Source organism: Stenotrophomonas maltophilia, from assembly GCF_002799245.1.
Lineage (GTDB): Bacteria > Pseudomonadota > Gammaproteobacteria > Xanthomonadales > Xanthomonadaceae > Stenotrophomonas > Stenotrophomonas maltophilia_S.
The window spans coordinates 65,139-88,130 of sequence record NZ_NEQV01000009.1 but is presented as its reverse complement, the minus strand read 5'-3'; the positions used below and the strand labels follow the sequence as shown (position 1 = coordinate 88,130).

The following is a 22,992-nucleotide window of genomic DNA, read 5'->3' as shown; positions in this document are numbered from 1 at the left end:
TTCACAGATGTAAAAATGTGAACTTAGTTCGCATTCAGTGACGTGAATTGGTGCGCTTCGTCAAAAAAATAGCACGAAGAGATGGATTTTCAGGTTTTCCTGACATGGAATTGACGCGTGGTTGTGCGACCCTATGATTGAGGTCCGGAAGTATGTGCCGGGTGTCAAAGTTTCAGCAGTAGGGTGGCCAGGAGTTTGTGCCATGGAAACAAGGATGGTTTCGACGTTGGTAAGGGTGTGCAGGTGCGTGGCGGCTGAAGTCCGTCGCTCGGCCTGCAACCTGGTTGGCAGCCGCAAGGCTGCAGGGGAGCCGGGGCAGGTGTGCTGCAAGCCAGCGCGTCTCCCCGTTTCCGGTGTGCGCGATGCAGCGCCGGACGACCAGGGATCCAACGCTCGGAACTGCTTTTTCGTACGTCAAAGTGAAGCCCGTATGAATCAGGCGTTTATCGCAAAAATGTCCATCGCCGCAGTCGCGGCGCTGATGGTGGCAGGTTGTGCCACCAAGTCCGCTCCCGATTTCGGAGGCCGCTGGAAGCCGGTCAACCGCTTTGCTGCGGCGACGACCGAAATCCCGCTGTATTCCAGCTACGTCTACCAGGCCTCACCGATGGATGGCACGCTCAAAGCCATGCTCGAGCGCTGGGCCAAGGATTCCGGACGCACGCTGGACTACCGCCTCAGCTCGGACTTCACCCTGTTCGGCGCGGTCTCGAACATCGACACCACCAATGCACAGCAGGCCGTGATCGATCTGACCGCAGCCTATGCAGCGCAGGGCATCTCCGTCTCCATCGTTGGCAACCAGATCGTTGTGCAGAGCGCTGGCTCGACGCCGACCGCGTCGGCGCAGGGCGCTGAATCCAGCAGCGGCACCTGAGTCCACCTCGAAATCATCGAACGTGCCGCTCCCCGCGCTTGTCGCAGGGGTTCCACGCCCATTGATGTTTCAGCAGTACGGAAGAATCCATGTTCCGCAAGAAGGATCCCGGCAATAGTCCCAAGGTCGAGCAGTCGGTCGCCAAGGCGGTCAGCTACGAGATCACCGTGGCCGACATGGCACGCCGCAGCGAGCGACGTGCATGGTGGGTGGCCACAGGGTCATTGCTGATGTCGCTCGCCCTGGCCGGCGGCTATTACTACATGCTGCCGCTGAAGGAGAAGGTGCCGTTCCTGGTGATGGCCGATGCCTACACGGGTACCGCGACCGTCGCGCGCCTGAGTGGCACCTTCCAGGGCGAGACGATCACCACCAACGAAGCGATCAACCGCAGCAACGTCGCCCAGTACGTGCTCGCACGCGAATCGTACGACTCGGCGGTGATGGGCCTGCGCGACTGGGAACTGGTGTTCGTGATGTCCACCGATCCGGTGGCGCAGTCCATGCGTGTCCGCTATGCCGGCAACAATCCGCAGAACCCGTTCGTGATGTATGGCCGCGAGCGCGCCATCCGGGTCAAGATCCTCAGCATCACGCCGCTGGGCGCCGAAGCGAACGGCAGCTTCCGCGGTGCTTCGGTGCGCATCCAGCGCAGCCTGCTGGACAAGCGCACCGGTGTCGCCACCTACCTGGACAACCAGCTGGTGACGATGCGCTTCGGCTACAACCAGAACCTGGCGCTGTCCGAACAGGATCGCATCCTCAACCCGCTGGCGTTCCAGGTCACCGAGTACCGCGTCGACAACGACTACTCGCGTGGCGTGCCGGTACCGGATGACGGCGCCATGCAGGCGCAGGCCCAGCAGGCCGCACAGCAGGCGCAGGGCGTCTACGATCCCAACAATCCGGCCGCGGCCACGATGATCGATCCCGCCACCGGCCAGCCGGTCGCGGTTCCGGCCAACGGCCAGGTGCCGGGCCAGCCGATGCCGGGCCAGCCCGTACAGGGGCAACCCATGCCGGGTCAGCCGGTGCAGGGGCAAGCAATGCCGGGGCAGGCCATGCCCGGACAGCCGGCCATGAGGCCGGCGCAGAACAATTCCACCGGAACTGCTGATGGAGCAAGCAACCGATGAGTAGTCGAAATATCAGGGGAAGCGCGCTGGCGCTGCTGTCGATGTTGTCGTTGCTGTTCTCAGCAGCGGCGATGGCGCAGGCGGTTGACCACTACGAGTACGAGAAGGACCGCATCTATCCGGTTCGCACCGGCCTGGGTCTGACCACCCAGATCGAGTTGAGCCCGAACGAGAAGATCCTCGACTACAGCACCGGCTTCAGCAGCGGCTGGGAACTGACCCGCCGCGAGAACGTGTTCTACCTCAAGCCGAAGAACGTCGACGTCGACACCAACATGATGGTGCGCACCGAGACCCATTCCTACATCTTCGAGTTGAAGGTGGTGGCCACCGACTGGCGCCAGCTGGAACAGGCCCGGCGTGCAGGCGTGCAGTACAAGATCGCCTTCGTCTATCCGAACGACACCGTGTTCGGCGTCGCCCAGGAGGCGGTCGAGGAAGAGGCCAAGCCGTTGTTGAGCTCTGAACTGGCCAAGGACCGCCAGTACAACTTCAACTACTCCTATTCGACCAGCAAGGCGAAGAAGATGGGGTGGCTGATCCCGGTCAACGCCTATGACGATGGTCGTTTCACCTATCTGAAGCTGCCGAATTCGCCGGAGTACAAGACCGGCATCTTCCCGGCGGTGTTCGGTCGCGAAACGGAATACGGTGAAGACTTCGTGGTCAACACCACGGTTGAAGGCAATACGCTGATCGTGCACGGGACACACCCGTACCTGGTCATCCGCCACGGCGACTTCGTCGTCGGCCTGCGAAGGAACGTGAAGAAATGAGCCAGCAGAACACTCCCGGAAACGACCCGAACAACGGACGCGACGAGAGCCAGAGCCCGTACGGCGCACAGGGTGCCCCGGACGCGCAGTCGAATCCGTACTTCGGCACGACCCAGGCCGAGCCTGCGCCGGATCTGGATGCGGCCGCACCGCAGCTGCGCTCGGCTGAGGAGCAGCGGCTGAACCGTAAGGCGCTGCTGTTCCTGGGCGGCATCGTGCTGCTGCTGATGGCCATGGGCTTCCTGCTGTTCCGCAAGGGCCAGGATGACAAGGACGCTGTGCAGAAGGTGCCGGACGTTGCGCGCGCCACCACGCCGACGCTGCCGGACGCTGTGCAGACCGACCCGGGCCCGGCCCAGGCAATGCAGCCGGTTGACCCGATACCGATGTTGCCGGCGCTGCCGCCGCCGCCGCTGGATTCCACCCCGCTGTTCGTTCCCCAGTCCGATTCGGCACGCGAGATGGAGCGTGGCCCGACTTTGCTGGACCGCCGCATCGGCTCCGGGAGCGGGGTGGGTGGTGGTGATGGACAGGATGGCAACGGGGGCAATGGCGGCCGCGGCATGGATGAGTACACCCGTACCATGCTGGCCCAGCTGCCCAACAATCAGGCGGCGCCGGCAAAGGTCCGTCGCGGACCGGACGTGGAAGACGTGTCCAACGCCAGCTACATCCGCAGCCCCGATGCCCTGCTGGTGCGTGGCACTTACCTGCGCTGCGTGCTTGAAACCCGCATCATCACCGATCTCGCCGGGTACACCTCTTGCCTGCTGACCGAGCCGGTGTACTCGATCAATGGGCGCAGCCTACTGCTGCCGAAGGGCTCCAAGATCTATGGCGCCTATGGCGGCGGTCCGACCGGCAAGCGCGTGGAGGTGATCTGGGATCGCATCACCACGCCGAATGGCATCGACGTTGCGATGTCCAGCCCGGGCGTGGATCAGCTGGGTGGTGCCGGTCATCCGGGCCAGTACAGCGCGCACTGGGGCAGCCGTATCGCCTCGGCGCTGATGATCAGTCTGATTTCCGATGCCTTCAAGTACGCGGCCGCCGAACACGGTCCGGAGACGACCACCATCGCCAACAACGGCATGACGGTGCAGTCGCCCTATGAGAGTGCTACCGCACGCACGATGGAGCGCCTGGCCAACGAGGCACTCAGCAGCAACCGTCGTCCGCCGACTGTCACCATCAACCAGGGCACGATCGTGAACGTCTACGTTGCCAAGGACGTCGACTTCACCAACGTGCTGCACCCTCGCCGGTAACCCAACGAACGATCATGGACGCCGAAGTGTCACCCCTCGCCCTCGTCTCCAGCGATTTCCTGCGCTATCAGTACGAAGTGCTGGGCATCGCCGAGTACATGACGTCCCCGGAAGTGACGGAAATCTGCATCAACCGTCCCGGTGAGCTGTACCTGGAAACCCGGGCAGGGTGGCAGCGGGTGGACGTGCCGAGCCTGACCTTCGAGCGGGCCCGGCAGTTCTGCACGGCGGTGGTGAACGAGAGCAATACCGGCCAGCGCATCACCGATGCCGATCCGGTCGTGTCGCTCACGTTCCCCACCGGCCAGCGAGCGCAGTTCGTGATTCCGCCCGCCTGTGACGCCGGTAAGGTGTCGATCACCATCCGACTGCCGTCCAAGCACACCAAGTCGCTCAGCCAGTATCACGAAGACGGCTTCTTCAATCAGATCCTGGAAAGCGATGGCAGCATCAGCGAGCAGGACCGCGAGCTGCTGGAGCTGCGCCAATCGCGCGAGTACGCCGAGTTCTTCCGGCGTGCGGTGATGTACCGCAAGAACATCGTGGTATCCGGTGCGACCGGTAGCGGCAAGACCACCTTCATGAAGGCGCTGGTCAATCATATTCCGGACAGCGAGCGCCTGGTCACGATCGAGGACGCGCGCGAACTGTTTCTGACCCAACCCAATGTCGTGCACCTGCTGTATTCCAAGGGTGGGCAGAGCACCAGCAACGTCAGCGCCAAGAGCTGCATGGAGGCCTGCCTGCGCATGAAGCCCGAACGCATCATCCTTGCCGAGCTGCGCGGTGACGAGGCGTTCTACTTCATCCGCAACTGCGCATCGGGCCACCCGGGTTCGATCACCAGCTGCCATGCGGGCAGCCCGGAGCAGACCTGGGACCAGCTGGCGTTGATGGTGAAGGCCTCGACCGAAGGTTCGGGCCTGGAATTCAATGTGATCAAGCGGTTGTTGATGATGACCATCGACATCGTCGTGCATATCAAGGCGCATGCCGGTTCGCGCTACATCACCGGTATCGACTTCAATCCTGGGCGTGCCCAGGGGCAGGAGGGCTGAAGGATGCTGCCAGGACTGGAAATGATGGCATGCCCGGAGATGGCCGTTTCGATGGATGTGATGCAGCACGTCATCAACGTCGAATCGTCGCGCAATCCCTACGCCATCGGTGTGGTCGGCGGAGCGCTGGTGCGCCAGCCCAAGGCGTTGGACGAGGCGCTGGCGACGGTACGCATGCTGGAAGAGAAGGGCTACAACTTCTCCATCGGGCTGGCCCAGGTCAATCGCTACAACCTGGGCAAGTACGGCCTGGATTCCTACGAGAAGGCCTTCCAGCAGTGCCCGAACCTGCAGGCGGGTTCGCGCATCCTCGCCGAATGCTACAAGCGCTCCGGTGGTGACTGGGGCAAGTCGTTCAGCTGCTACTACTCGGGCAATTTCGAGACCGGCTTCCGTCACGGCTACGTGCAGAAGGTCTACGACTCCATGCGTCGTGGGCAGCAGCTTGCCAGCAATGGTGTTGCGCCGATCGACGTAGTCAGCCGCGGCGAACGCCGTAGCGTGAAGGTCGAGCATCATCCGCAGCTGGCCTCTCCGGCGCAGGCACGCATCGTCGCGCAGTCGAGTGGCCCGGTATACGTGTCGTCGGAAGACCCGGCACGTGCGTATGTCGTTTATCCGTCCACCGGTGCGATGGCGCGGGGCAGCCTGCTGAACATCGCCGATCAGGCGCTGTCCAAGGTGGTGCTGGGTTCGGTGGACCGGATGATGCAGCCGCAGGCGCAGTCGGCCCAGGCGGGCGCCTATCCGCAGCAGCAGGCCGCTGGCATGCCGCAGCAGCTGCCGCAGCAGGGCCCTGCGCAGGCGATGGCCATGCCGCAGCAGTTGCCGGGCGCAGCTGGCGCTGGCAATGAGGGGCCCGTGATGTTGCGGCCCTGGAGCGAGCGCAACCAGCCGGTGGCCGGTGGCGACAATGCATACAACGCACCGGTGCAGGCTGCGCCGGTGCAGCAGATTCCCGCAGGGGATGCGGCCTTCGTGTTCTGACGAAGTCGTGGTTCGGCCCGGCACCTGCCAGGCCATTCAGTTGTGTTAGTCCATCAACAAGGAAATCAATCCATGAAGCGATCCAATCTCGACCTCGTCCAGGCCCAGCGCACGCTGAAGACCCTGCTGATGGCAACGATCTTCGTCGGCGCCATGTTCGCACCGCAGGTGTTCGCCACCAGTCCCGACTTCGGCGGTACCGACAAGAAGGTCTGCGGTTTCTTCTCCAACATCAATGGCCTGCTGAACATGGCCTCGATCGCCGTGGTGACCATTGCGGTGATCTTCGCCGGCTACCAGATCGCCTTCGCGCACAAGCGCATCGCTGACGTCGCGCCGATCCTGATCGGTGGCGTGCTGATCGGTGCCGCCGGCCAGATCGCGCGCATGCTGCTGGGCGAGGGCAGTGACGGCAAGTGCACCGGTGGCGGCTCGACGTACTACCTGATCAACAACGCCATCCAGTACTACAGTGCATAAGAACGTCCTGTTCCGCGGTTGCACACGTCCAGCAATGTTCCTGGGCGTGCCCTACCTGCCATTTTTCATGGTGGCGGGCGGGCTGTTGCTCCTCAGCGTGTACACGAACTTCTGGTTCCTGCTCACCATTCCGGTGGCGATCTTCATCATGCGGCACATGGCCAAGCGTGACGAAATGATCTTCCGGCTGTTGGGGCTGCGCCTGATGTTCAAGCTGAAGGTGCGCAACGTGCCGGAACATGACGGCATGTGGGTGTTCAACCCCAATCACTACCGCAACAAGCCGGCCCGAATGGATTGAGGTCCGGATCCGGCCTGGCGGGCGTCCGCGCCCGCCAGGTCTCTTGAAACTCCTTGGCAGTACCTCTTTGGAAGCAGTCGTATGTTCAGCCCTGACACCTCCATCAGTGAGTTCATCCCGTTGTCGTCGCATGTCGCCCCGAACGTGGTCAAGACCACGGGCGGCGACTACCTGCTGACCTGGCATCTGGAAGGGCTGCCGTTCGTCGGCCGCGAGGAGTGGGAGCTCGAGCACCGCCATAACACGTTCAACCGCCTGCTGCAGACGCTGCGCGCACCCGACTTCGTCAACGTCGCCTTCTGGGTGCACGACATCCGTCGCCGCCGCACGCTGAAGGGCAAGAGCAACTACAGGCAGCGCTTCAACCAGGACGTGTCCGACCAGTACATGGGCATGCTGTCCTCGCAGCGCATCATGCAGAACGAGCTGTACCTGACCATGATCTACCGCCCGGTGGTGGCGGGTAAGCGCTTCGTCGAAAAGTCGGCGAACGTGGAAAAGCTGCGCGCCGAGCAGGAGCAGGCGGTCGAGAAGCTGATGGAACTCGCCGGGAACGTCGAGGCCGTGATCCGCGATTACGCACCGTATCGCCTGGGCATGTACGAAGCCAAGAACGGTGTGGTGTTCTCGGAAACGCTGGAACTGTTCGGCTACCTGATCAACCGCATCGACGAGCCGGTGCCGGTGCTGTCGGCACCGATCAAGGATTACCTGCCGGTCAGCCGCCACATGTTCTCGGCGAAGACCGGCGATTTCGCCATCAACACCCCCAATGGTGCCAATCACTACGGCGCCATCCTGAACATCAAGGAGTATGCCGAGGGAACCTACCCGGGCATCCTCAACGGCCTGAAGTACCTGGACTACGAGTACGTCATCACCCATTCGTTCAGCCCGATGGGGCGCCAGGATGCGCTGAAGGTGCTCGACCGTACCAAGGGCATGATGATCTCCTCCGGCGACAAGGCGGTCAGCCAGATCGTCGAGCTTGACCAGGCGATGGATCAGCTGTCGTCGGGCAACTTCGTGCTGGGTGAATACCACTTCATCATGGCGGTGTACGGCGACACCCAGGCCAAGCTTTCGCAGAACGTTGCCTCGACCCGCGCCGAGCTTTCCAATGCCGGTTTCGTATCGACCAAGGAAGACCTGGCGGTCACCTCGTCCTTCTATTCGCAGCTGCCGGGCAACTGGCGCTATCGCACCCGCCTGGCCAATGTCAGCTCGCTGAACTTCCTGGGCCTGTCGCCGCTGCACAACTTCGCCACTGGCAAGCAGCACAACAACCCTTGGGGCGACTGCGTCACCACGCTGCAGACCACCAACGGCCAGCCGTACTACTTCAATTTCCACGCGACCCATCCGTCGGAGAATTCGCTGGGTGAGAAGGCGATCGCCAACACCATGGTGATCGGCAAGTCCGGTACCGGTAAGACCGCGTTGATCAACTTCCTGCTCAGCCAGGTGCAGAAATACGAGCCGTCGCCGACCATCTTCTTCTTCGACAAGGACCGTGGTGCGGAGATCTTCGTGCGCGCCTGCGGAGGCAACTATCTGGCCCTGGAGAATGGCGCGCCGACCGGTTTCAACCCGTTCCAGTGCGAGAACAACGAAGCCAACGTGCAGTTCCTGGCCGACCTGATCAAGGTGCTGGCCGGCAAGCGTGAGTACAGTGCCCGCGAGGAAGAAGACATCTATCGCGCAGTGGAAAGCATGCTCGATACGCCGATGCACCTGCGCAGCATGACCAACTTCCAGAAGAGCCTGCCCAACATGGGTGACGATGGCCTCTACGCGCGCCTGCGTCGCTGGACCTCGGGCAATTCGCTGGGCTGGGTGTTCGACAATCCGGTCGACACCGTTGACCTGAGCAAGGCCAACATCATCGGTTTCGATTACACCGACATCATCGACAACCCAGAAGTGCGTGTGCCGGTGATCAACTACCTGCTGCACCGCCTGGAGTCGCTGATCGATGGTCGTCCGCTGATCTACGTGATGGACGAGTTCTGGAAGATCCTGGACGGCGAGGGTGGCCTGAAGGAGTTCGCGAAGAACAAGCAGAAGACCATCCGTAAGCAGAATGGTCTGGGCATCTTCGCAACGCAGAGCCCGGAGGACGCGCTGAAGAGCGACATCTCGGCAGCGCTGATCGAGCAGACTGCCACGTTGATCCTGCTTCCGAACCCGAACGCCAGCAAGAGCGACTACATGGACGGCCTGAAGCTGACCGAGGCCGAGTTCAAGGTGGTCACCGCCCTGGACGAGCGCTCGCGCTGCTTCCTGGTCAAGCAGGGTCACGCGTCCAGCGTGTGCCAGCTCAACCTGCGCGGCATGGATGACATTCTGTCGGTGATCTCGGCGTCCACTGACAACATCGACATCATGCATCGGGTATTGCAGACAGCTGCGGTACGCGCACGGGTGACGGTGGATGAGCTGACGCCGGAACAGTGGCTTGAAGATTTCTACAAGAATCGAAAGGGCTCGGGCAAGGCGGCTGTCGCAGCGCGCGACACTGTTACCTGATCCGCGAGACGGCCTGCCCGAAGACTACGAGTTCCGATCAATGGAGACTGATATGAACAATACCAAGCAAGCTTCCTCGCCCCGCCGCCGCGCGCCCCGTCTTGCAGCGATGACCGTGGCAGCCATGATGACGCTCGGCAGCGCCAATGTCAGCGCCTGGATTCCCGTGCAGGAGACCGGTACCAGCCTTATCCAGCACCTGCTCAATCAGATCAACACCTACAAGACTGAGGCGACCGCCTACGCGGCCAAAGCGCAGGACGCGGCCGAGTACGTCGAGCAGAACACCCGCTGGATCCGCACGCTGGAACAGTATCGCCAGGCGCTGATCCAGGTGCAGGCGGCGGTAAACAGCTTCGGCATGCCCGACAGCGCGCCGCTGGTGCCGGTGGCGCCGAACTATCTGGTTGCTGAAACCTGCGGCAAGGCGCTGGACTTCAGCCTGGAGTCCGCCTTCAAGGTGTTCGTGTTCAATCCGCAGGCGGATGTGAAGGAGCAGCAGATGCAGATCTGCGTCAACATCCGGATGATGCAGAACCGCAAGTACAACGACGCGATCGATTTCCTGACCCAGACCGTTCCGCGCATCAACAACTCCTTGACCCGCATCCTCAAGATCCGCCTGACCAACAACGATCAGGGCACCGTGCAGGGTGCCGACAGCGAATCGCTGCGCACCGCCAATGACATTGCCGCACTTGCCCAGAGCTGGGAAGCACGGATGAAATCCTATGATGCCTATATCGAGGTCATGGAGGCCAACCAGAAGGTGGTGGCGCAGGCCGCATTGAAGGGGGACCCGACCAAGCAGCTGATCAGCGACATGGTCAAGACCACCGCACTGAAGACCGCGCTCAGCGTCAAATGATTGCAGGCCGCTAGTACGTAGATAGGCGCTGCAAAGCGATGCGGCGTTCTTTGCAGTAACGGAATTACCAAGGGATTGTGGAAATGACGATCAGGTGGCTGGCCAACTTTGATTTCTCAGGCGGATTGCAGGATCTGCTGGGCTACGCGGTGCGTGTCCAGTCGATCGGCGATTTCGTCTTCTTCAAGCTGATCATGGATTACCTGCGCGACAGGATCAGTGACTACGGCATCGACCTGATGGGGCGCATGATGTCCTGGGTCGGTGGCATTGCCCTGGTGCTGATGACGCTGTGGGTACTGATCCAGGGCTTCCGGATCGTCACCGGCCGCAGCCGCGACTCCATGATGGTGCTGGTGACCAACATGGCGCGCGCGGCGTTGATTGTGAGCGTTGCCACCAGCATGGCGATGTTCGGCAGCAACCTGCAGAAGTTCCTCAACGAGGACGTCAAAGGCCTGATCACCCACGTGGTGACCGGCAAGGACCAGCAGCCGGAAGACCAGATCGACAAGAGCTTGGCCTGGATGCAGGTGGCGCTGTCGAGCATTGATGGCATCAAGATCCTGAATGATCCAGGGTTGCAGGCGGACAAGACCCGGGCGCTGTGGTTCATCGGCCTGGGCACGGGCGGCCCGGCGGTCACCGCTGGTGCGATGTTGCTGCTCTACGAGGTCGCGCTGGCGCTGTTCATCGGCCTGGGTCCCTTGTTCATTCTGTGTCTGCTGTTCGACCAGACCAAGCAGCTGTTCCAGCGATGGCTGTTCTACGGCATCGGCACGATGTTCTCGATGGCGGTACTGGCAGCGATGGTATCGATCGCGCTGGACATGGTGATCCGTGTCTCGACCGCGTTCTGGTCCACCGCCTTGGTCAACAAGTTCCTACTCGAAGGCGCCTCCAGCGACGGCATGACCAGCCAGGCGATGCAGCAGGGCGGCATGGGCCTGATCCTCACGACCCTGATCCTGACCGCTCCCCCAATGGCAGCGATGTTCTTCCAGGGAACCTTGGGCAGCTTCATGGCATATTCGCAGATAGGTGGCAGCCCGGTGGCGCAGGCGCCGGGGCCGAATGGGCAGCCGCCGGGTAGCTATTACACGCCGGATAAACCTTCAGCGAGCGTTGGCAGTCAATCGGGTGGATCGACTTCAGTTGGGAGCAATGTCGTAGTCACTGGCAGCAACTCCACAGCTGGGTCAGGCAATTCTGATACTGGCCGTAAAGGCTTAGCTTCGAACTAGAGGCCGGAAATGAAGTCAATTCGTGTCTATTCAGGTGCAGTAATCCTGCTGGGTGTGGGAATCATTGCCTGCCAATTGCCACAGACGGCCAATGCAGAAGGTAGGTGTCCTCCTGGTCAGTATCCAATTGGTGGTCAGGGAGTCGGCGGCTGTGCTCCCATCCCAGGTGGTACCACTGGAGCAGGCCAAGCGTCGCCTGTTGCGACAGGGCGTTGGATCAAGACTTGGGGAGCCATCGCTTTAGCGAAGGGGGGCGATGTCGGCGTGGCTCTCGGTAAGCGAAAGAAGAGGGATGCGGCTTCGGAGTCCCTTGCTAATTGCGCGCAGCGGGGGGCTACGGATTGCAGGGTGGTATTGGAGTTCAATAATCAATGTGCAGCATTCGTATCCCCCAGTGATGCAAGATTTGGTGGCTCCACGTTTGCACGTGCGGCATCTGTTGATGCTGCGAGTAAGATGGCTGTGAATGCGTGCTTAAAGCAGGGGAGCGATGGCTGTAAAGTGATTTATTCTGGATGCACCGAGCCTGAGTTTGAGAACTTCTGAGGTTGCGCTTATGAGTTTCTGGCTGAAAACGTAGAAATGCCTGATTAGCCGGAAAAGACCAGGCGCCGGAGGAGCAGATCGACAAGAGTCTTTCTTGGATTCAGATAGCGCTGTCCAGCATTGCAGGAAGACAAGACGCGCGCCATTTCATCGGCTTGGGTACCGGCGGCCCGGCAGTGACTGCTGGCTCGATGCTGTTGCTCTATGAAGTCGCGATGGCGTTGTTCATCGGCTTCGGTCCACTGTTCATCCTTTGTCTGTTGTTCGATCAGAGCAAGCAGCTGTTCCAGCGATGGCTGTTCTATGGCATCGGCACGATGTTCTCGATGGCGGTACTGGCAGCGATGGTATCGATCGCGCTGGACATGGTGATCCGTGTCTCGACCGCGTTCTGGTCCACCGCCTTGGTCAACAAGTTCCTACTCGAAGGCGCCTCCAGCGACGGCATGACCAGCCAGGCGATGCAGCAGGGCGGCATGGGATTGATCCTGACGACCTTGATTCTGACTGCGCCCCCAATGGCGGCCATGTTCTTCCAGGGGACCTTGGGCAGCTTCATGGCATATTCGCAGATAGGTGGCAGCCCGGTGGCGCAGGCGCCGGGCCCGAATGGGCAGCCGCCGGGTAGTTACTATACGCCGGATAAGCCATCCAGCAATGCTGGTGTATCCACCAGCACTCAGGATGCAACGGCTGGAGTATCACGCATGACGTTGCCGCAGAACACGGCGCAGGGAGTACAGGAGACGGGTCTTCGGGGGGCAAATCGTTAGCTTCACTTTCCTTTGGCATGAAGTTGCCCCGAATTGCATTGATCGTTGAATAAAGCCTATGAAACTTGAAAAAGTGCTCCTGTTAGTTCTGCTGCTTGCATTCTCTATAACGGCATATGCGGAGGGCCGTTGTCCGCCTGGTCAGTATCCGATTGGCGGTCAAGGAGTGGGCGGCTGCGCTCCGATTCCTGGTGGAACTGCTGGTGCGGAGGTTCCAAGCCCTCGAGCGACCGGACGTTGGATAAAGACCTGGGGGGCCATCTCTCGTTCGATTGCAACGGGTGACGTGGGCGCTTCTGTTGGAAAGCGTGCCAAGGCGGAAGCAATAGCTGAGGCGCAGTCGCGATGCGCAGCGTATGGAGCGAAGGACTGCACCGTTGGGCTCACCTACAAGAATCAGTGTGCTGCTCTTGTGGCTCCCGAGTCTGGTTCTGGTGGGAAGATAGCGATGGCAGGGGCGGCTTCTAAAGATGTTGCTGCGAAGGCGGCGCTGAAGAATTGCGTAGATAATGGCGGTGGATCTTGCGTGGTTAAGTACACCGACTGTAGTGAGCCCTTGTTTGATAAGTTCTGAATCAACTGTGATCGCGTTTCGTTCCGAGCGAGTTTCAATTCGGTTGCTGAGATATGCGGTTGGCCTGGCTAGCTGAAGATTAGGGGGTTCTAATAGTCGCTGCAGCCATAGCTGTAGCATGCAGAACTCGTCCAAGGTTCTTCGTTGAGCTGGACTTGTTCGTTGATGGGGCTAGGAGTAGAAGAGGCTGTTCCGATTCTTTCAGTCTCATATGACGTGGGATAGTGCCCATCAGGACAACATTTCGTAAGTGGTGCTCAGGGTGTCCTTGAGTGTGCCCCGATTTCAGCTAGGCGCAATGCACTGGGTCAGCGTAAGGCGGCGGCAAACGGTACAGAGTGCAGCGCCATCTACTCGGCCTGTAGTGAGTCTGAGTTCAAGTCTTTCCGCTGATGTGACTCGTGGCATTGGTTGGGCTTGGTTGCATGCTGAAGTTCTGCTCATCTTATTTAGGGGTGGCCTACTGAGAAGTGGGCCATTTCTATTTTCCGCTTTCTTCTCGAAGCGGGGTGCATGCGCGTCAAAGATGCTGACGCATCGGGCCCTATAACGCAGGAGCATTTTCGTCAATGAGGGCTCTGACGACGAGCATTGCGGGTGACGTGTGTGGCACAGAAGTGTGGCATGTGATTGATTATGAAGAATATTATTCTGACTATTCCCAGGTGTGTCCATGTTCTTCTAGGGCACCTTGGGTGGCTTCATGGCATATTCGCAGATGGGTGGCAGCCCGGTGGCGCAGGCGCCGGGGCCGAATGGGCAGCCGCCGGGTAGCTACTACACATCGGCCGCTCCGGAGAAGGGGCAGTCCGGCCAAGACAGTGGTGCGCATGATCGTCATGCGACTGCACGTTCAACTCTTCCGTCGTCAGATTCCACCAGGGTCGCCGAAACCGGTCTCAGAGCTGCACATCCCGGCAATCAATAGCCGCCATACGTAACGGAGTAAAAGTGTGAAATACATATTGCCCTTCATTCCTGCCGGCTTGCTCCTATGTTTGTTTATGACGGGTGAGGCGAAAGCGGAAGGGCGTTGTCCGCCAGGGCAATACCCGGTCGGTGGTCAAGGAGTAGGTGGATGCGCACCTATTCCCGGCTCCGGTGCTGAAGGCGTGCAGAGCGGTCCTATTGCTACTGGGCGTTGGATCAAGACTTGGGGGGCAATTGCGGGGGCGGCAAGCACGGGCGATATGGGGGCTTCCGTTGGAAGGCGCTCCAAGCGAGAAGCTGGTTCAGAAGCGCTTGCTAGGTGCGCGACACACGGGGCGAAAGACTGCAAGATCGATACAACGTACAAGAACCAGTGCGTCGCATATGCTGACCCTGAGCCGGGCAGTAAGGGAATAGTTTCAATATCAGTCGCCGGCTCAAGAGAGGAGGCGACCAGTCGGGTTCTCTCCTACTGTGCGAAGAACGGTGGAGGGCAATGCAAGGTGTTGTACACGGATTGTGCTGAGCCAATATTTGAATCTTTCTGAGCTGTGCTGGGCGAATTATCGACAGAGTTCTTGAATTGGTCATCGCATGTTGAAGAGTGCTGAAGACCATTGCCGATCGTGGTAGTGGCGACGAACCTGGGAATGTTCGGTCGCGATCTCCATGAATCCCTAACGGAAGACGTAAAAGGCCTGATTGCCCATGTGGTGACCGGCAAGGACGAGAAGCCGGAGATGCAAATCGACAAGAGCCTCGCCTGGATGCAGGTGGCGTTGTCGAGCATCGATGGCATCAAGATTCTCAATGATTCCGAGCTGCAGGCTGACAAGGCCCACGCGATGTGGTTCAACGGCTTGGGACCTCTGTTCATTCTGTGCTTGCTGCTTGATCAGACCAAATGACCAGCCAGGCGATGCAGCAGGGCGGCATGGGATTGATCCTGACGACCTTGATTCTGACTGCGCCCCCAATGGCGGCCATGTTCTTCCAGGGCACCTTGGGTGGTTTCGCGCCATACTCCCAGATCGGTGGATCGGCAGCGGGCCAGCCGGGTCCACAGGGCCAGCCGCCGGGTTCGTATACGCCGCCGGCTCCCAAATCGAATGATCATGGTGGTAGCGGTAGTTCCGGCGCTGACTACAGTCGAATGGGAGGCGTGAATAGTGGGGCCTCAGGTGTAAGTCAAGATACTGGGCAGCGAGGTGTCGCAGTCACGGCAAAGGATTCAAGATGAGAAACGGCTACAGATCAGGTATTCAATCGACCGCCCCGATTTTCCGCGCCGTGATAGTCGTTTGTACTATGGCTGCTCTATCGGTTGTTGCCGGACCAGTGCTGGCAGAGGGTAGGTGCTCGCCCGGTCAGTACCCAATCGGAGATGACAGAGCGCCTGGCTGTGCGCCAATTCCAGCGGGAGGGGGGGGCGCGGAATCTGGCCCCAGGCCAACTGGTCGCTGGATCAAAACTTGGGGCGCGCTCTCCAGCTCCGCGTCAGGTGATGCGGGAGTTTCGATGGGAAAATTCAGCAAGTCTGATGCTCAGAAGGATGCTCTCGCGCAGTGCGCCCAATGGGGGGCTAGTGATTGTCGGATCGATCTAGCATTCAAGAACACGTGTGTAGCTGCGGCTACCGCTGGTGGGGGGCGTGGTACGAAGATCCATACCGGTGCTGATGTGGGCGTGGCTCAGGCCCGCGCTCTCAAGGACTGTCAAGTTACGGGGGTGGGGGGGGCGTGCAAGGTTGTTTACAGCGGTTGCACGGAGCCGTATTTCAAGGCGTACTGATCCTCCCGTAGCCTCACTCTTGATGGATGCTGATGCCGCGATGTGTGCGGTGCTGCGTTGATCGTCACCGTTGCCACCAGCATGGCGATGTTCGGCAGCAACCTGCAGAAATTCCTCAACGAGGACGTCAAAGGCCTGATCACCCACGTGGTGACCGGCAAGGACCAGCAGCCGGAAGACCAGATCGACAAGAGCTTGGCCTGGATGCAGGTGGCGCTGTCGAGCATTGATGGCATCAAGATCCTGAATGATCCAGGGTTGCAGGCGGACAAGACCCGGGCGCTGTGGTTCATCGGCCTGGGCACGGGCGGACCTGCAGTGACGGCAGGTTCCATGTTGCTGCTGTATGAGGTCGCCATGGCCTTGTTCATTGGCTTGGGACCACTGTTCATTCTGTGCCTGCTGTTCGATCAGACCAAGCAGTTGTTCCAGCGATGGCTGTTCTACGGCATCGGCACGATGTTCTCGATGGCGGTACTGGCAGCGATGGTATCGATCGCGCTGGACATGGTGATCCGTGTCTCGACCGCGTTCTGGTCCACCGCCTTGGTCAACAAGTTCCTACTCGAAGGCGCCTCCAGCGACGGCATGACCAGCCAGGCGATGCAGCAGGGCGGCATGGGCCTGATTCTCACAACCCTGATCCTGACCGCTCCCCCAATGGCGGCCATGTTCTTCCAGGGCACCTTGGGTAGCTTCATGGCATATTCGCAGATAGGTGGTAGTGCAGTACCAGCATCGCCGGGCCCGAATGGTCAGCCGCCGGGTTCGACGGGCGGAGGGCAAAGTTACAGGCCCCAAGCCCCCGCGGGAGAAAGTGGAGGTTCACCCATGGGAATGCAGGCAGCTAACCCTAGGTTGCACGTCGGCCCGGATTCCGCGACACAGTCTCCAGGCCTTAGGGGTAACGCTGGTACGGGTGTAGCTTGAATTGGATGATTGCGGTCCAGAGATTGGAGGAAGTTGGAGAATGAGGTTTCGACGCTATGTAATCTCCTTGTCGATGCTTGCTTTTCTGGGCGCAGCCGCGACGGCTGCGGCGGAGGGGAACTGTCCTCCCGGCTACTACCCAATCGGTGGTCAGGGCGCCCAAGGTTGTGCACCCATTCCAAGTGGCGCACCGAGTAGCACATCGAGTGGCGGGATTTCCGAATTGCCCGCAAACTCTCCGACGGGGCGGTGGATAAAGACTTGGGGGGCAATCGCCGAGTCCCGGTCTACTCAGGACGCAGGAGCATCGACCGGCCTTCGGTCACAGCTAGCGGCTGAGCAAGAGGCGTTGCGGAAGTGCAGTTCAACAGGTGCCGCCGATTGCTCCGTCAGTTTGGCGTATCGAAATCAGTGTGTGGCTTGGGTCATTCCAAGTGGGAAGACTGGTCGTGGAATGTCGGCACTGGGGCGTGGTGCTACGCCGGAAATGGCGCTGATAATGGCGCATTCCAAGTGCAAGAATGATGTGGGCGGGAAGTGCGCGGTGCTGTATGAAAACTGTACCAAGCCTATTTTTGAAGAGTTTTGATGTAAATGTGCCGGTGGGCTCGCTGGTATAGTTTCGAATAATGTTATCCTTGGCGATTCACGGCATAAAATGCTGCGCGCCTACTTCCGGCTGAATGTGTCTCAGCAGTCTCCTCTCCTCTCCTGAGCTGATGTTCACTGGGACGAAATGCGTTAATGCTACTACAGTAGACTGGGCAACTCAGACTGCCTTGCGGGACTGTAGAGCGGCGGCCGGAGCGCAATGCAGATCCGTCTACGTCGCGTGTACTATTCCACTTTTCAAGAGATATTAGGCGTACGTTGAATGATCCGTATTGCTGCCGGTTCTCAGCTGATGCGATGCTATCTGCTCCATTAGTGGGGCGCATCATTGATGCTGGCCATATGTTGCGGGTGGCATGAGCAGGCACAAGCGCAAGTAACTCCGTCGCGACATATTTCTGGCCGTATCGAATGGGTAGTTCCTTGGAGGATACTGCTGGGCCGAGAGCCTCGCAGCAGTAACGAAGCATGCGCCCCCAATGGCGGCGATGTTCTTCCAGGGAACATTGGGCAGCTTCATGGCATATTCGCAGAGGGGCGGCAGTGCAGTGCCGGCATCGCCGGGCCCGAATGGTAAGCCGCCGGGTTCGACGGGCGGAGGGCAATACAAGCCGAACGCACCGGCGACTCACGAATCTCAACCGATGGGTGTAGGCTCTGCAGTCACTCCGAGATTGCAGGGTACCTTTGACTCTCCGCCACCATCGTCTGGGCTTAAAACGGTCAGCCGAGCACGGACCTCCCGGGCATCGCAGCGGTCTTGCATCAGCAGTCGCCAGACAGGCTGCGCGCCTGATTGCATGAGTGTTCTCAGCGAGACGCCGAACCGCAAAGAACAGCCGCATGATGGCCAATATCGCCCAGTCTCGGAGCGCGATCGCCGCTGGCAGTGCGCCCAAGGCCTACGCGATCCATTTGAGGTTGAACGAGCGCGATGCACGTGACACCGCGGTCAGTCAGTGCGGAGCAGGTGACTGCAAAGTGGTGGCTGCTTTCACGCTTGGCCAGTGCGCCGCAGTCGTCCGTGCCCGCAGTAGGGGCAGGGACGTTGAGCAGAGGCCGCGATGTTCTTCCAGGGTACGCTGGGTAGCTACATGGGCTCACAGGGTGTGACCCAGACTGTTCAACATCAGGGTAGTCGTACGATAGTGGAAGGGGGGAGTGCGGCCCCAGGTGGTGATGGAATGACCTCAGGAAAATACGGGAACGCACCGTCGAAATGATTCCGATGAGGCTAGGTAAACTTATTTATTCTGAGGCTCTGCATGCGTAACTGGACCCTCCTTCTGGGGCTATTTGTCTTACCCGCAGTAGCATTCGCTGAGGGGAACTGCCCGCCTGGCTTCTACCCGATTGGAGGCCAGGGTGTTCAAGGTTGTGCGTCGATTCCTGGGGCTGCGGCATCAGTCCCTCCCTCACAAGCCCCAAGGCAGGCGCCTAAAGGGGAGTGGGAGAAGCGATGGGGAGCTATAGCCGAGGGCGCGGTTTCCTCTCAGGGAGGGAGTAAGCCAACGGGCACAGCGGTTTCCCAGAGAACCGAGAGTCTGGCCCGGTCTGTCGCGTTGGATGCGTGCAGGAGAGCGGGAGGTGGCAATTGTCGAATTGCCATCTCGTACTACAACCAATGCGTCGCGATGGCTGATCCGGTTGGGGCGCTGAATCCTGGAGCGATTACTGTTTCGTGGCGTGCAGAAACGGCAGATTTGGCCAAACGTAATGCGCTGCGGGAATGTCGCGGGGACCGCAATCAATCTTGCGAAGTTGTGTACTCAGCCTGCAGCTTGCCGGAATTTCGTGCCTATTGATGCTCCTTAGCGGTCAGAGGTCTTTGCGTCTTGTCTAGCAGGGCGCGCTTGAGTCCGATGTCTTTTCATCGCTAGAGGCCGCCGGGAAAATCTCCCGGCAACTGAATTTCAGATCATACTTCTGCTACATGGCACGAGAGCATTCTCGGATCTGCCAATTCTGAAGGACGCCTGCGTTGACCCATTTGCTGAGTGGGCAACCATTCACGTTAACCGCGCTTTTTCTGTGATCAAGTGCGCTTTTCATCCCAAGCCCCCTTCGACGAGCCCCGCCTCCTCGAAGTAAGCTGCGTGCGCGTCAAAATCCCGACGCATTGGTGCCATCGAACGCAGGAGCTTTTCCGTCCATGAGGACTCTGATCACCCGCGCTGCGGATGACGCTTGCCACCGTCGCGGTCGCCGTGGGCTCAGGGCTATCATCCGGCATGGCGGAGGCTGGGCGCGCGTGGAGCATCGCACCGGTTTCGGCCACCGCACGGGTAAGGGCAAGACGGCATTGAAGGAGTCGCACGGGATGGAGAAGGGGAGTGGCACCCATATGGACAATGCCCTGGCGTTCGTTCCGTCGGGCGCGAACCTGCTGGAAGCCGTACGCGGCGATCTCACCGGGAATGGTTTCCAGGACCAGCTCCTGGTCATCGACCAACCCCCTCCGGAAGGATTGCTGCCCGGCGAGCACGGTCCCAACCGGGTGCTGTTGCTGCTGCTGGGCGACGCCGCTGGCCGATGGCAGCTGGCCGCGCGCAACGACAAGCTGGTGCCGTGTTCCACCCGTGGTGGTATTGCCGGTGATCCCTTCGCGTACGTGACGATCGAGGATGGCGCTTTCAGTGTGATCACCAACGGCGGGAGCCGCGAGCGTTGGAGCAGCATCTACACGTTCCGCTACGTTCCGGCCGACGAGGCCTGTTGGGTGCATGGCGTGCAGCGCAGGGTGGTCGACACCGAGACCGAAGCCACCCATACGCGTGACTTCTCGGCGGCCGAACTGGGCCGGGTGCGGTTCGAGGATTTCGACCCGTCCGTCGTCGCCGACGTGAGCTTGCCCTGAGTGCCATGCCTGTGAGGAGGCGGGAGTACCCAACGATGATCGAGCAGGAGTTTCACCGTGTCGCAGGATAGAGAGTCGCAGCTGTTGCGGCAGGCCACGGAGGCCGGCATGACCTCGTCCCGGGAACTGGCCAACTTCATGGCGCAGGCCGGGCATGAGTCCCGTGGCCTGAGCCGGCTCAACGAGAGTTTCAACTTCACCCGGGGTATCTCGCAGATCCCGGTGGAAGCGGCGTGGCGCAATGGCAATGGTGCGCTTGAGAGCGCCCGCCAGGAGGCGCTGCGTGGGCGGCCGGAGAACCTGGCCGAACTGATGTATGGCGGGCGCATGGGCAACGATACGCCCGGTGACGCATTGAAGTATCACGGCCGTGGCTATCTGCCGCTGGTCGGCAAGGAGAATTACGAGCGTGCCGGCAAGGCGCTGGATCTGGATCTGGTGAATCACCCGGAACTGGCCGCGCAGCCCGAGCACGCAGGCCGCATTGCCGTATGGCAGTGGCAGGCGCGGGTGCCGGAGGCGGCGCGCGAGGATGTGCGCGAAGCGACGCGTGCGATCAATGGTGGCCTGAACGGCATCGAGGCCCGCCAGCAGCGATTCGATGTGTGGCAGCAGAAGCTGACACCTGACGTGATGGCGCGCCTGGAGCGTGGCGAAGTAGGTGCGCCCGCACAGCAGGCTGCCATGCGCGACATGTCGCAGCCGGGCGAGCCGGGACACACCCTGTTCCAGGGCGCGCGCCAGCACCTGCAGCAGATGGGGCCGCAGAGCGGACTGCGCAGCGGGCAGGAACTGGACAACGCCGCCGGCGCACTGGCGCTGAGCGCGCATAAGGCGGGGATGTCGCGCATCGATCATCTGCTGGCCGGCAATGACGGTCGCACGCTGTTTGCGGTGCAGGGCGCACTGGGCGATCCGGCCATGCTGCGCGCATCGGTCGACCGCGAACAGGCGGCGCAGCAGCCGCTGGCGCAGAGCAGCCAGCAGTTGGCCGCCAGTGTCGCGCAGGAGGACCCGGCTGCCGTGCTCGCCCGCGAGCAGGAGCAGCGCCCGCGATCTCTGTAATACCCGATGCCCGCGGGCGGGGTGCCCGCAGGCGCTTTACGTACGACGCGTGGCGCCTCCGTGGCGCCGACATGGAAACCCACTCGTAAGGACACCACATGCGAATCGTTCCCCCGAATGCCCAGCACACCGCTGCCCGCTGCAATGCATCCGTGCGCCGCCTGACGCCGCTCTGGTTGCTGTCACTTGGACTTGCCGCAGCATCGGCACAGGCTCAGGAGGCGACGCCACCCGCCGTGGAGACGACCCCGGCTGCGGAAGCGACGGTTGATGCGCCTGCCGCAGCGGCGCCCGTTGCGGCACTCACGACCGAAGCCGTTGTCGCGACTCCGGCACACGAGGCACCGGCTGCCGTGGCAGCCCCTGCGACCCCCGTGGTGGACGCGCAGCCGGAGCCAGCGGCAATCCCGACGCCCCCGCCTGCTGCCCCCGCAGCGGCGGCTCCCGCGGCCGCACCGCCTGCCGCAGTCGAGCCAGCCGCCCCGGCGGTGGCGCCCGCACCTCCCGCATTGGCCATCGTGCCGTTGCCGCCCGAGCAGGCGACCGAGCGTGCGCTCGGTGCCCGCTGCCCGGTGGATCTGGCCGGTCGACTGGCGACCCAGGGCGACCTGCTGATCGGCGCCTGCCAGGGCACGATGCCGGCGCATCTGGCCGCGATGCTGGTCGCGCTGCCCGAGCAGGACATCCACCTGCCGCGCAGCTGGCGCGAGCGTGAGGTACTGCAGAAGGCCTGGTTCAAGGCGGTGCCGGGCTACGGCCAGCGCCCGGACTTCATCGTGCGGATGGGCGACATATGGGTGCGTTCGCTGGAGGGACGCGACGCCGACAGCACGTTCTACCTGGTGTCGGCGCCGTTCACCTGCAGCGACCGGGTCGCCAACCGTGATGAGTACGGCGCGGAACCGGTACGCGTGCCAGCGGGTGGCTGCCGCGAGGCCTATGTGGCCCAGCGTGTGTACCAGGTGCGCGGTGATGCCGCGCCGAGGGATGTGACCGCCGATGCCATGCCGGCCATGCCCCAGGTGACGGAAGCTGACCGTGCGCGCCAGCTGTCGCGCGAGGGCCGGATCAGCCTGGATCACAGCAAGCTGCAGTACGGCCCGGCCATGCGCTGGTTCGTGCAGTACCCGGAGACGGCGCAGAAGGGCGGTCCGCGCGCCTACAGTGACTGGAGCCGCGAGCACATCGCGTTCGTGGTCTGGACCGGTGATCGTTTCGAGCTGCGCGAGAAGGTCGCGCGTGCGCAGTGGCCCTGTGATCCGGTGGCACCCGGCGATCGCGCCTGTGGCGGATTCCCGGATTCCGGGCCGGATCTGTTCGTGACGGCCGGAACATCCGTGCCAATGGCAGCGTCCAGCCCCTGAGCCGGAGTGCCGAAGTCAATCGGGAG

At 61.2% G+C, this 22,992-nt stretch carries 23 protein-coding genes and 1 pseudogene; all 24 read left to right on the top strand.

Annotation, left to right across the window (positions count from 1 at the left end):
- The first annotated feature begins 430 nt into the window (after window positions 1–430).
- The 24 genes and pseudogenes from B9Y64_RS20990 (at window position 431) to B9Y64_RS20860 (ending at window position 22,966) form a co-directional block, all read left to right on the top strand.
- Window positions 431–877 carry a hypothetical protein gene (locus B9Y64_RS20990; RefSeq protein WP_042358796.1) on the top strand — a complete coding sequence of 149 codons (447 nt, stop codon included), beginning with the start codon at window positions 431–433 and terminating at the stop codon, window positions 875–877.
- An 89-nt stretch (window positions 878–966) separates the two neighbouring features.
- The gene (locus B9Y64_RS20985) at window positions 967–2,013 is read left to right on the top strand and encodes a virB8 family protein (RefSeq protein WP_100442290.1); all 1,047 of its coding nucleotides are present in this window, start codon (window positions 967–969) and stop codon (window positions 2,011–2,013) included.
- Window positions 2,010–2,789 (top strand): TrbG/VirB9 family P-type conjugative transfer protein, encoded by a 780-nt coding sequence (locus B9Y64_RS20980; RefSeq protein WP_014037652.1) that lies wholly within the window; start codon window positions 2,010–2,012, stop codon window positions 2,787–2,789. Before B9Y64_RS20985 ends, B9Y64_RS20980 begins: the two co-directional genes overlap by 4 nt.
- The gene (locus tag B9Y64_RS20975) at window positions 2,786–4,057 is read left to right on the top strand and encodes a TrbI/VirB10 family protein (protein WP_100442289.1); all 1,272 of its coding nucleotides are present in this window, start codon (window positions 2,786–2,788) and stop codon (window positions 4,055–4,057) included. Before B9Y64_RS20980 ends, B9Y64_RS20975 begins: the two co-directional genes overlap by 4 nt.
- 14 nt (window positions 4,058–4,071) lie before the next feature.
- The gene (virB11, locus tag B9Y64_RS20970) at window positions 4,072–5,115 is read left to right on the top strand and encodes a P-type DNA transfer ATPase VirB11 (protein ID WP_100442288.1); all 1,044 of its coding nucleotides are present in this window, start codon (window positions 4,072–4,074) and stop codon (window positions 5,113–5,115) included.
- A gap of 3 nt (window positions 5,116–5,118) precedes the next feature.
- Window positions 5,119–6,102, top strand: a complete 984-nt coding sequence (locus tag B9Y64_RS22645) for a lytic transglycosylase domain-containing protein (RefSeq protein WP_100442287.1) — start codon at window positions 5,119–5,121, stop codon at window positions 6,100–6,102.
- Between the two features lie 72 nt (window positions 6,103–6,174).
- The gene (locus tag B9Y64_RS20960; RefSeq protein ID WP_100442286.1) at window positions 6,175–6,582 is read left to right on the top strand and encodes a TrbC/VirB2 family protein; all 408 of its coding nucleotides are present in this window, start codon (window positions 6,175–6,177) and stop codon (window positions 6,580–6,582) included.
- Complete coding sequence (locus B9Y64_RS20955) at window positions 6,575–6,883, top strand: type IV secretion system protein VirB3 (protein ID WP_080347493.1); 309 nt, start codon at window positions 6,575–6,577, stop codon at window positions 6,881–6,883. Before B9Y64_RS20960 ends, B9Y64_RS20955 begins: the two co-directional genes overlap by 8 nt.
- Window positions 6,884–6,964: 81 nt before the next feature.
- A complete protein-coding gene (locus B9Y64_RS20950) occupies window positions 6,965–9,412 on the top strand; it encodes a VirB4 family type IV secretion/conjugal transfer ATPase (protein ID WP_100442285.1) in 2,448 nt (815 codons plus the stop codon).
- Window positions 9,342–10,280 (top strand): hypothetical protein, encoded by a 939-nt coding sequence (locus B9Y64_RS20945; RefSeq protein WP_157804550.1) that lies wholly within the window; start codon window positions 9,342–9,344, stop codon window positions 10,278–10,280. Before B9Y64_RS20950 ends, B9Y64_RS20945 begins: the two co-directional genes overlap by 71 nt.
- An 83-nt stretch (window positions 10,281–10,363) precedes the next feature.
- Window positions 10,364–11,524: a type IV secretion system protein gene (locus B9Y64_RS20940; protein WP_100442283.1), complete on the top strand. Its 1,161-nt coding sequence runs from the start codon at window positions 10,364–10,366 to the stop codon at window positions 11,522–11,524.
- Window positions 11,525–11,533: 9 nt separating this feature from the next.
- Window positions 11,534–12,070 (top strand): DUF4189 domain-containing protein, encoded by a 537-nt coding sequence (locus B9Y64_RS20935; protein WP_238379958.1) that lies wholly within the window; start codon window positions 11,534–11,536, stop codon window positions 12,068–12,070.
- Between the two features lie 44 nt (window positions 12,071–12,114).
- A pseudogene (locus B9Y64_RS20930) lies at window positions 12,115–12,843 on the top strand (type IV secretion system protein); the annotation flags it as partial.
- Between the two features lie 58 nt (window positions 12,844–12,901).
- The gene (locus B9Y64_RS20925; protein ID WP_100442282.1) at window positions 12,902–13,417 is read left to right on the top strand and encodes a DUF4189 domain-containing protein; all 516 of its coding nucleotides are present in this window, start codon (window positions 12,902–12,904) and stop codon (window positions 13,415–13,417) included.
- A gap of 1,004 nt (window positions 13,418–14,421) precedes the next feature.
- Window positions 14,422–14,895, top strand: a complete 474-nt coding sequence (locus B9Y64_RS22445; RefSeq protein ID WP_100442340.1) for a DUF4189 domain-containing protein — start codon at window positions 14,422–14,424, stop codon at window positions 14,893–14,895.
- Between the two features lie 84 nt (window positions 14,896–14,979).
- Window positions 14,980–15,255 carry a hypothetical protein gene (locus tag B9Y64_RS22640; RefSeq protein ID WP_413483100.1) on the top strand — a complete coding sequence of 92 codons (276 nt, stop codon included), beginning with the start codon at window positions 14,980–14,982 and terminating at the stop codon, window positions 15,253–15,255.
- 328 nt (window positions 15,256–15,583) lie between these two features.
- On the top strand, window positions 15,584–16,138 hold the full coding sequence (locus tag B9Y64_RS22440) for a DUF4189 domain-containing protein (protein ID WP_343124716.1): 555 nt from the start codon (window positions 15,584–15,586) through the stop codon (window positions 16,136–16,138).
- 81 nt (window positions 16,139–16,219) lie between these two features.
- Complete coding sequence (locus B9Y64_RS20900) at window positions 16,220–17,068, top strand: type IV secretion system protein (protein ID WP_100442338.1); 849 nt, start codon at window positions 16,220–16,222, stop codon at window positions 17,066–17,068.
- 40 nt (window positions 17,069–17,108) lie between these two features.
- The gene (locus B9Y64_RS20895; RefSeq protein ID WP_329913206.1) at window positions 17,109–17,657 is read left to right on the top strand and encodes a DUF4189 domain-containing protein; all 549 of its coding nucleotides are present in this window, start codon (window positions 17,109–17,111) and stop codon (window positions 17,655–17,657) included.
- Window positions 17,658–18,523: 866 nt separating this feature from the next.
- Window positions 18,524–18,793, top strand: coding sequence for a DUF4189 domain-containing protein (locus tag B9Y64_RS22635; protein WP_100442281.1), 270 nt, complete (start codon window positions 18,524–18,526; stop codon window positions 18,791–18,793).
- A 152-nt stretch (window positions 18,794–18,945) separates the two neighbouring features.
- The gene (locus B9Y64_RS22630) at window positions 18,946–19,485 is read left to right on the top strand and encodes a DUF4189 domain-containing protein (protein WP_100442280.1); all 540 of its coding nucleotides are present in this window, start codon (window positions 18,946–18,948) and stop codon (window positions 19,483–19,485) included.
- A gap of 515 nt (window positions 19,486–20,000) precedes the next feature.
- Window positions 20,001–20,537, top strand: a complete 537-nt coding sequence (locus tag B9Y64_RS20875; RefSeq protein WP_100442279.1) for a hypothetical protein — start codon at window positions 20,001–20,003, stop codon at window positions 20,535–20,537.
- Between the two features lie 57 nt (window positions 20,538–20,594).
- The gene (locus B9Y64_RS20870; protein ID WP_100442278.1) at window positions 20,595–21,602 is read left to right on the top strand and encodes an XVIPCD domain-containing protein; all 1,008 of its coding nucleotides are present in this window, start codon (window positions 20,595–20,597) and stop codon (window positions 21,600–21,602) included.
- Window positions 21,603–21,700: 98 nt separating this feature from the next.
- Window positions 21,701–22,966 carry a hypothetical protein gene (locus B9Y64_RS20860; RefSeq protein WP_428993248.1) on the top strand — a complete coding sequence of 422 codons (1,266 nt, stop codon included), beginning with the start codon at window positions 21,701–21,703 and terminating at the stop codon, window positions 22,964–22,966.
- The last annotated feature ends 26 nt before the right edge of the window (window positions 22,967–22,992 follow it).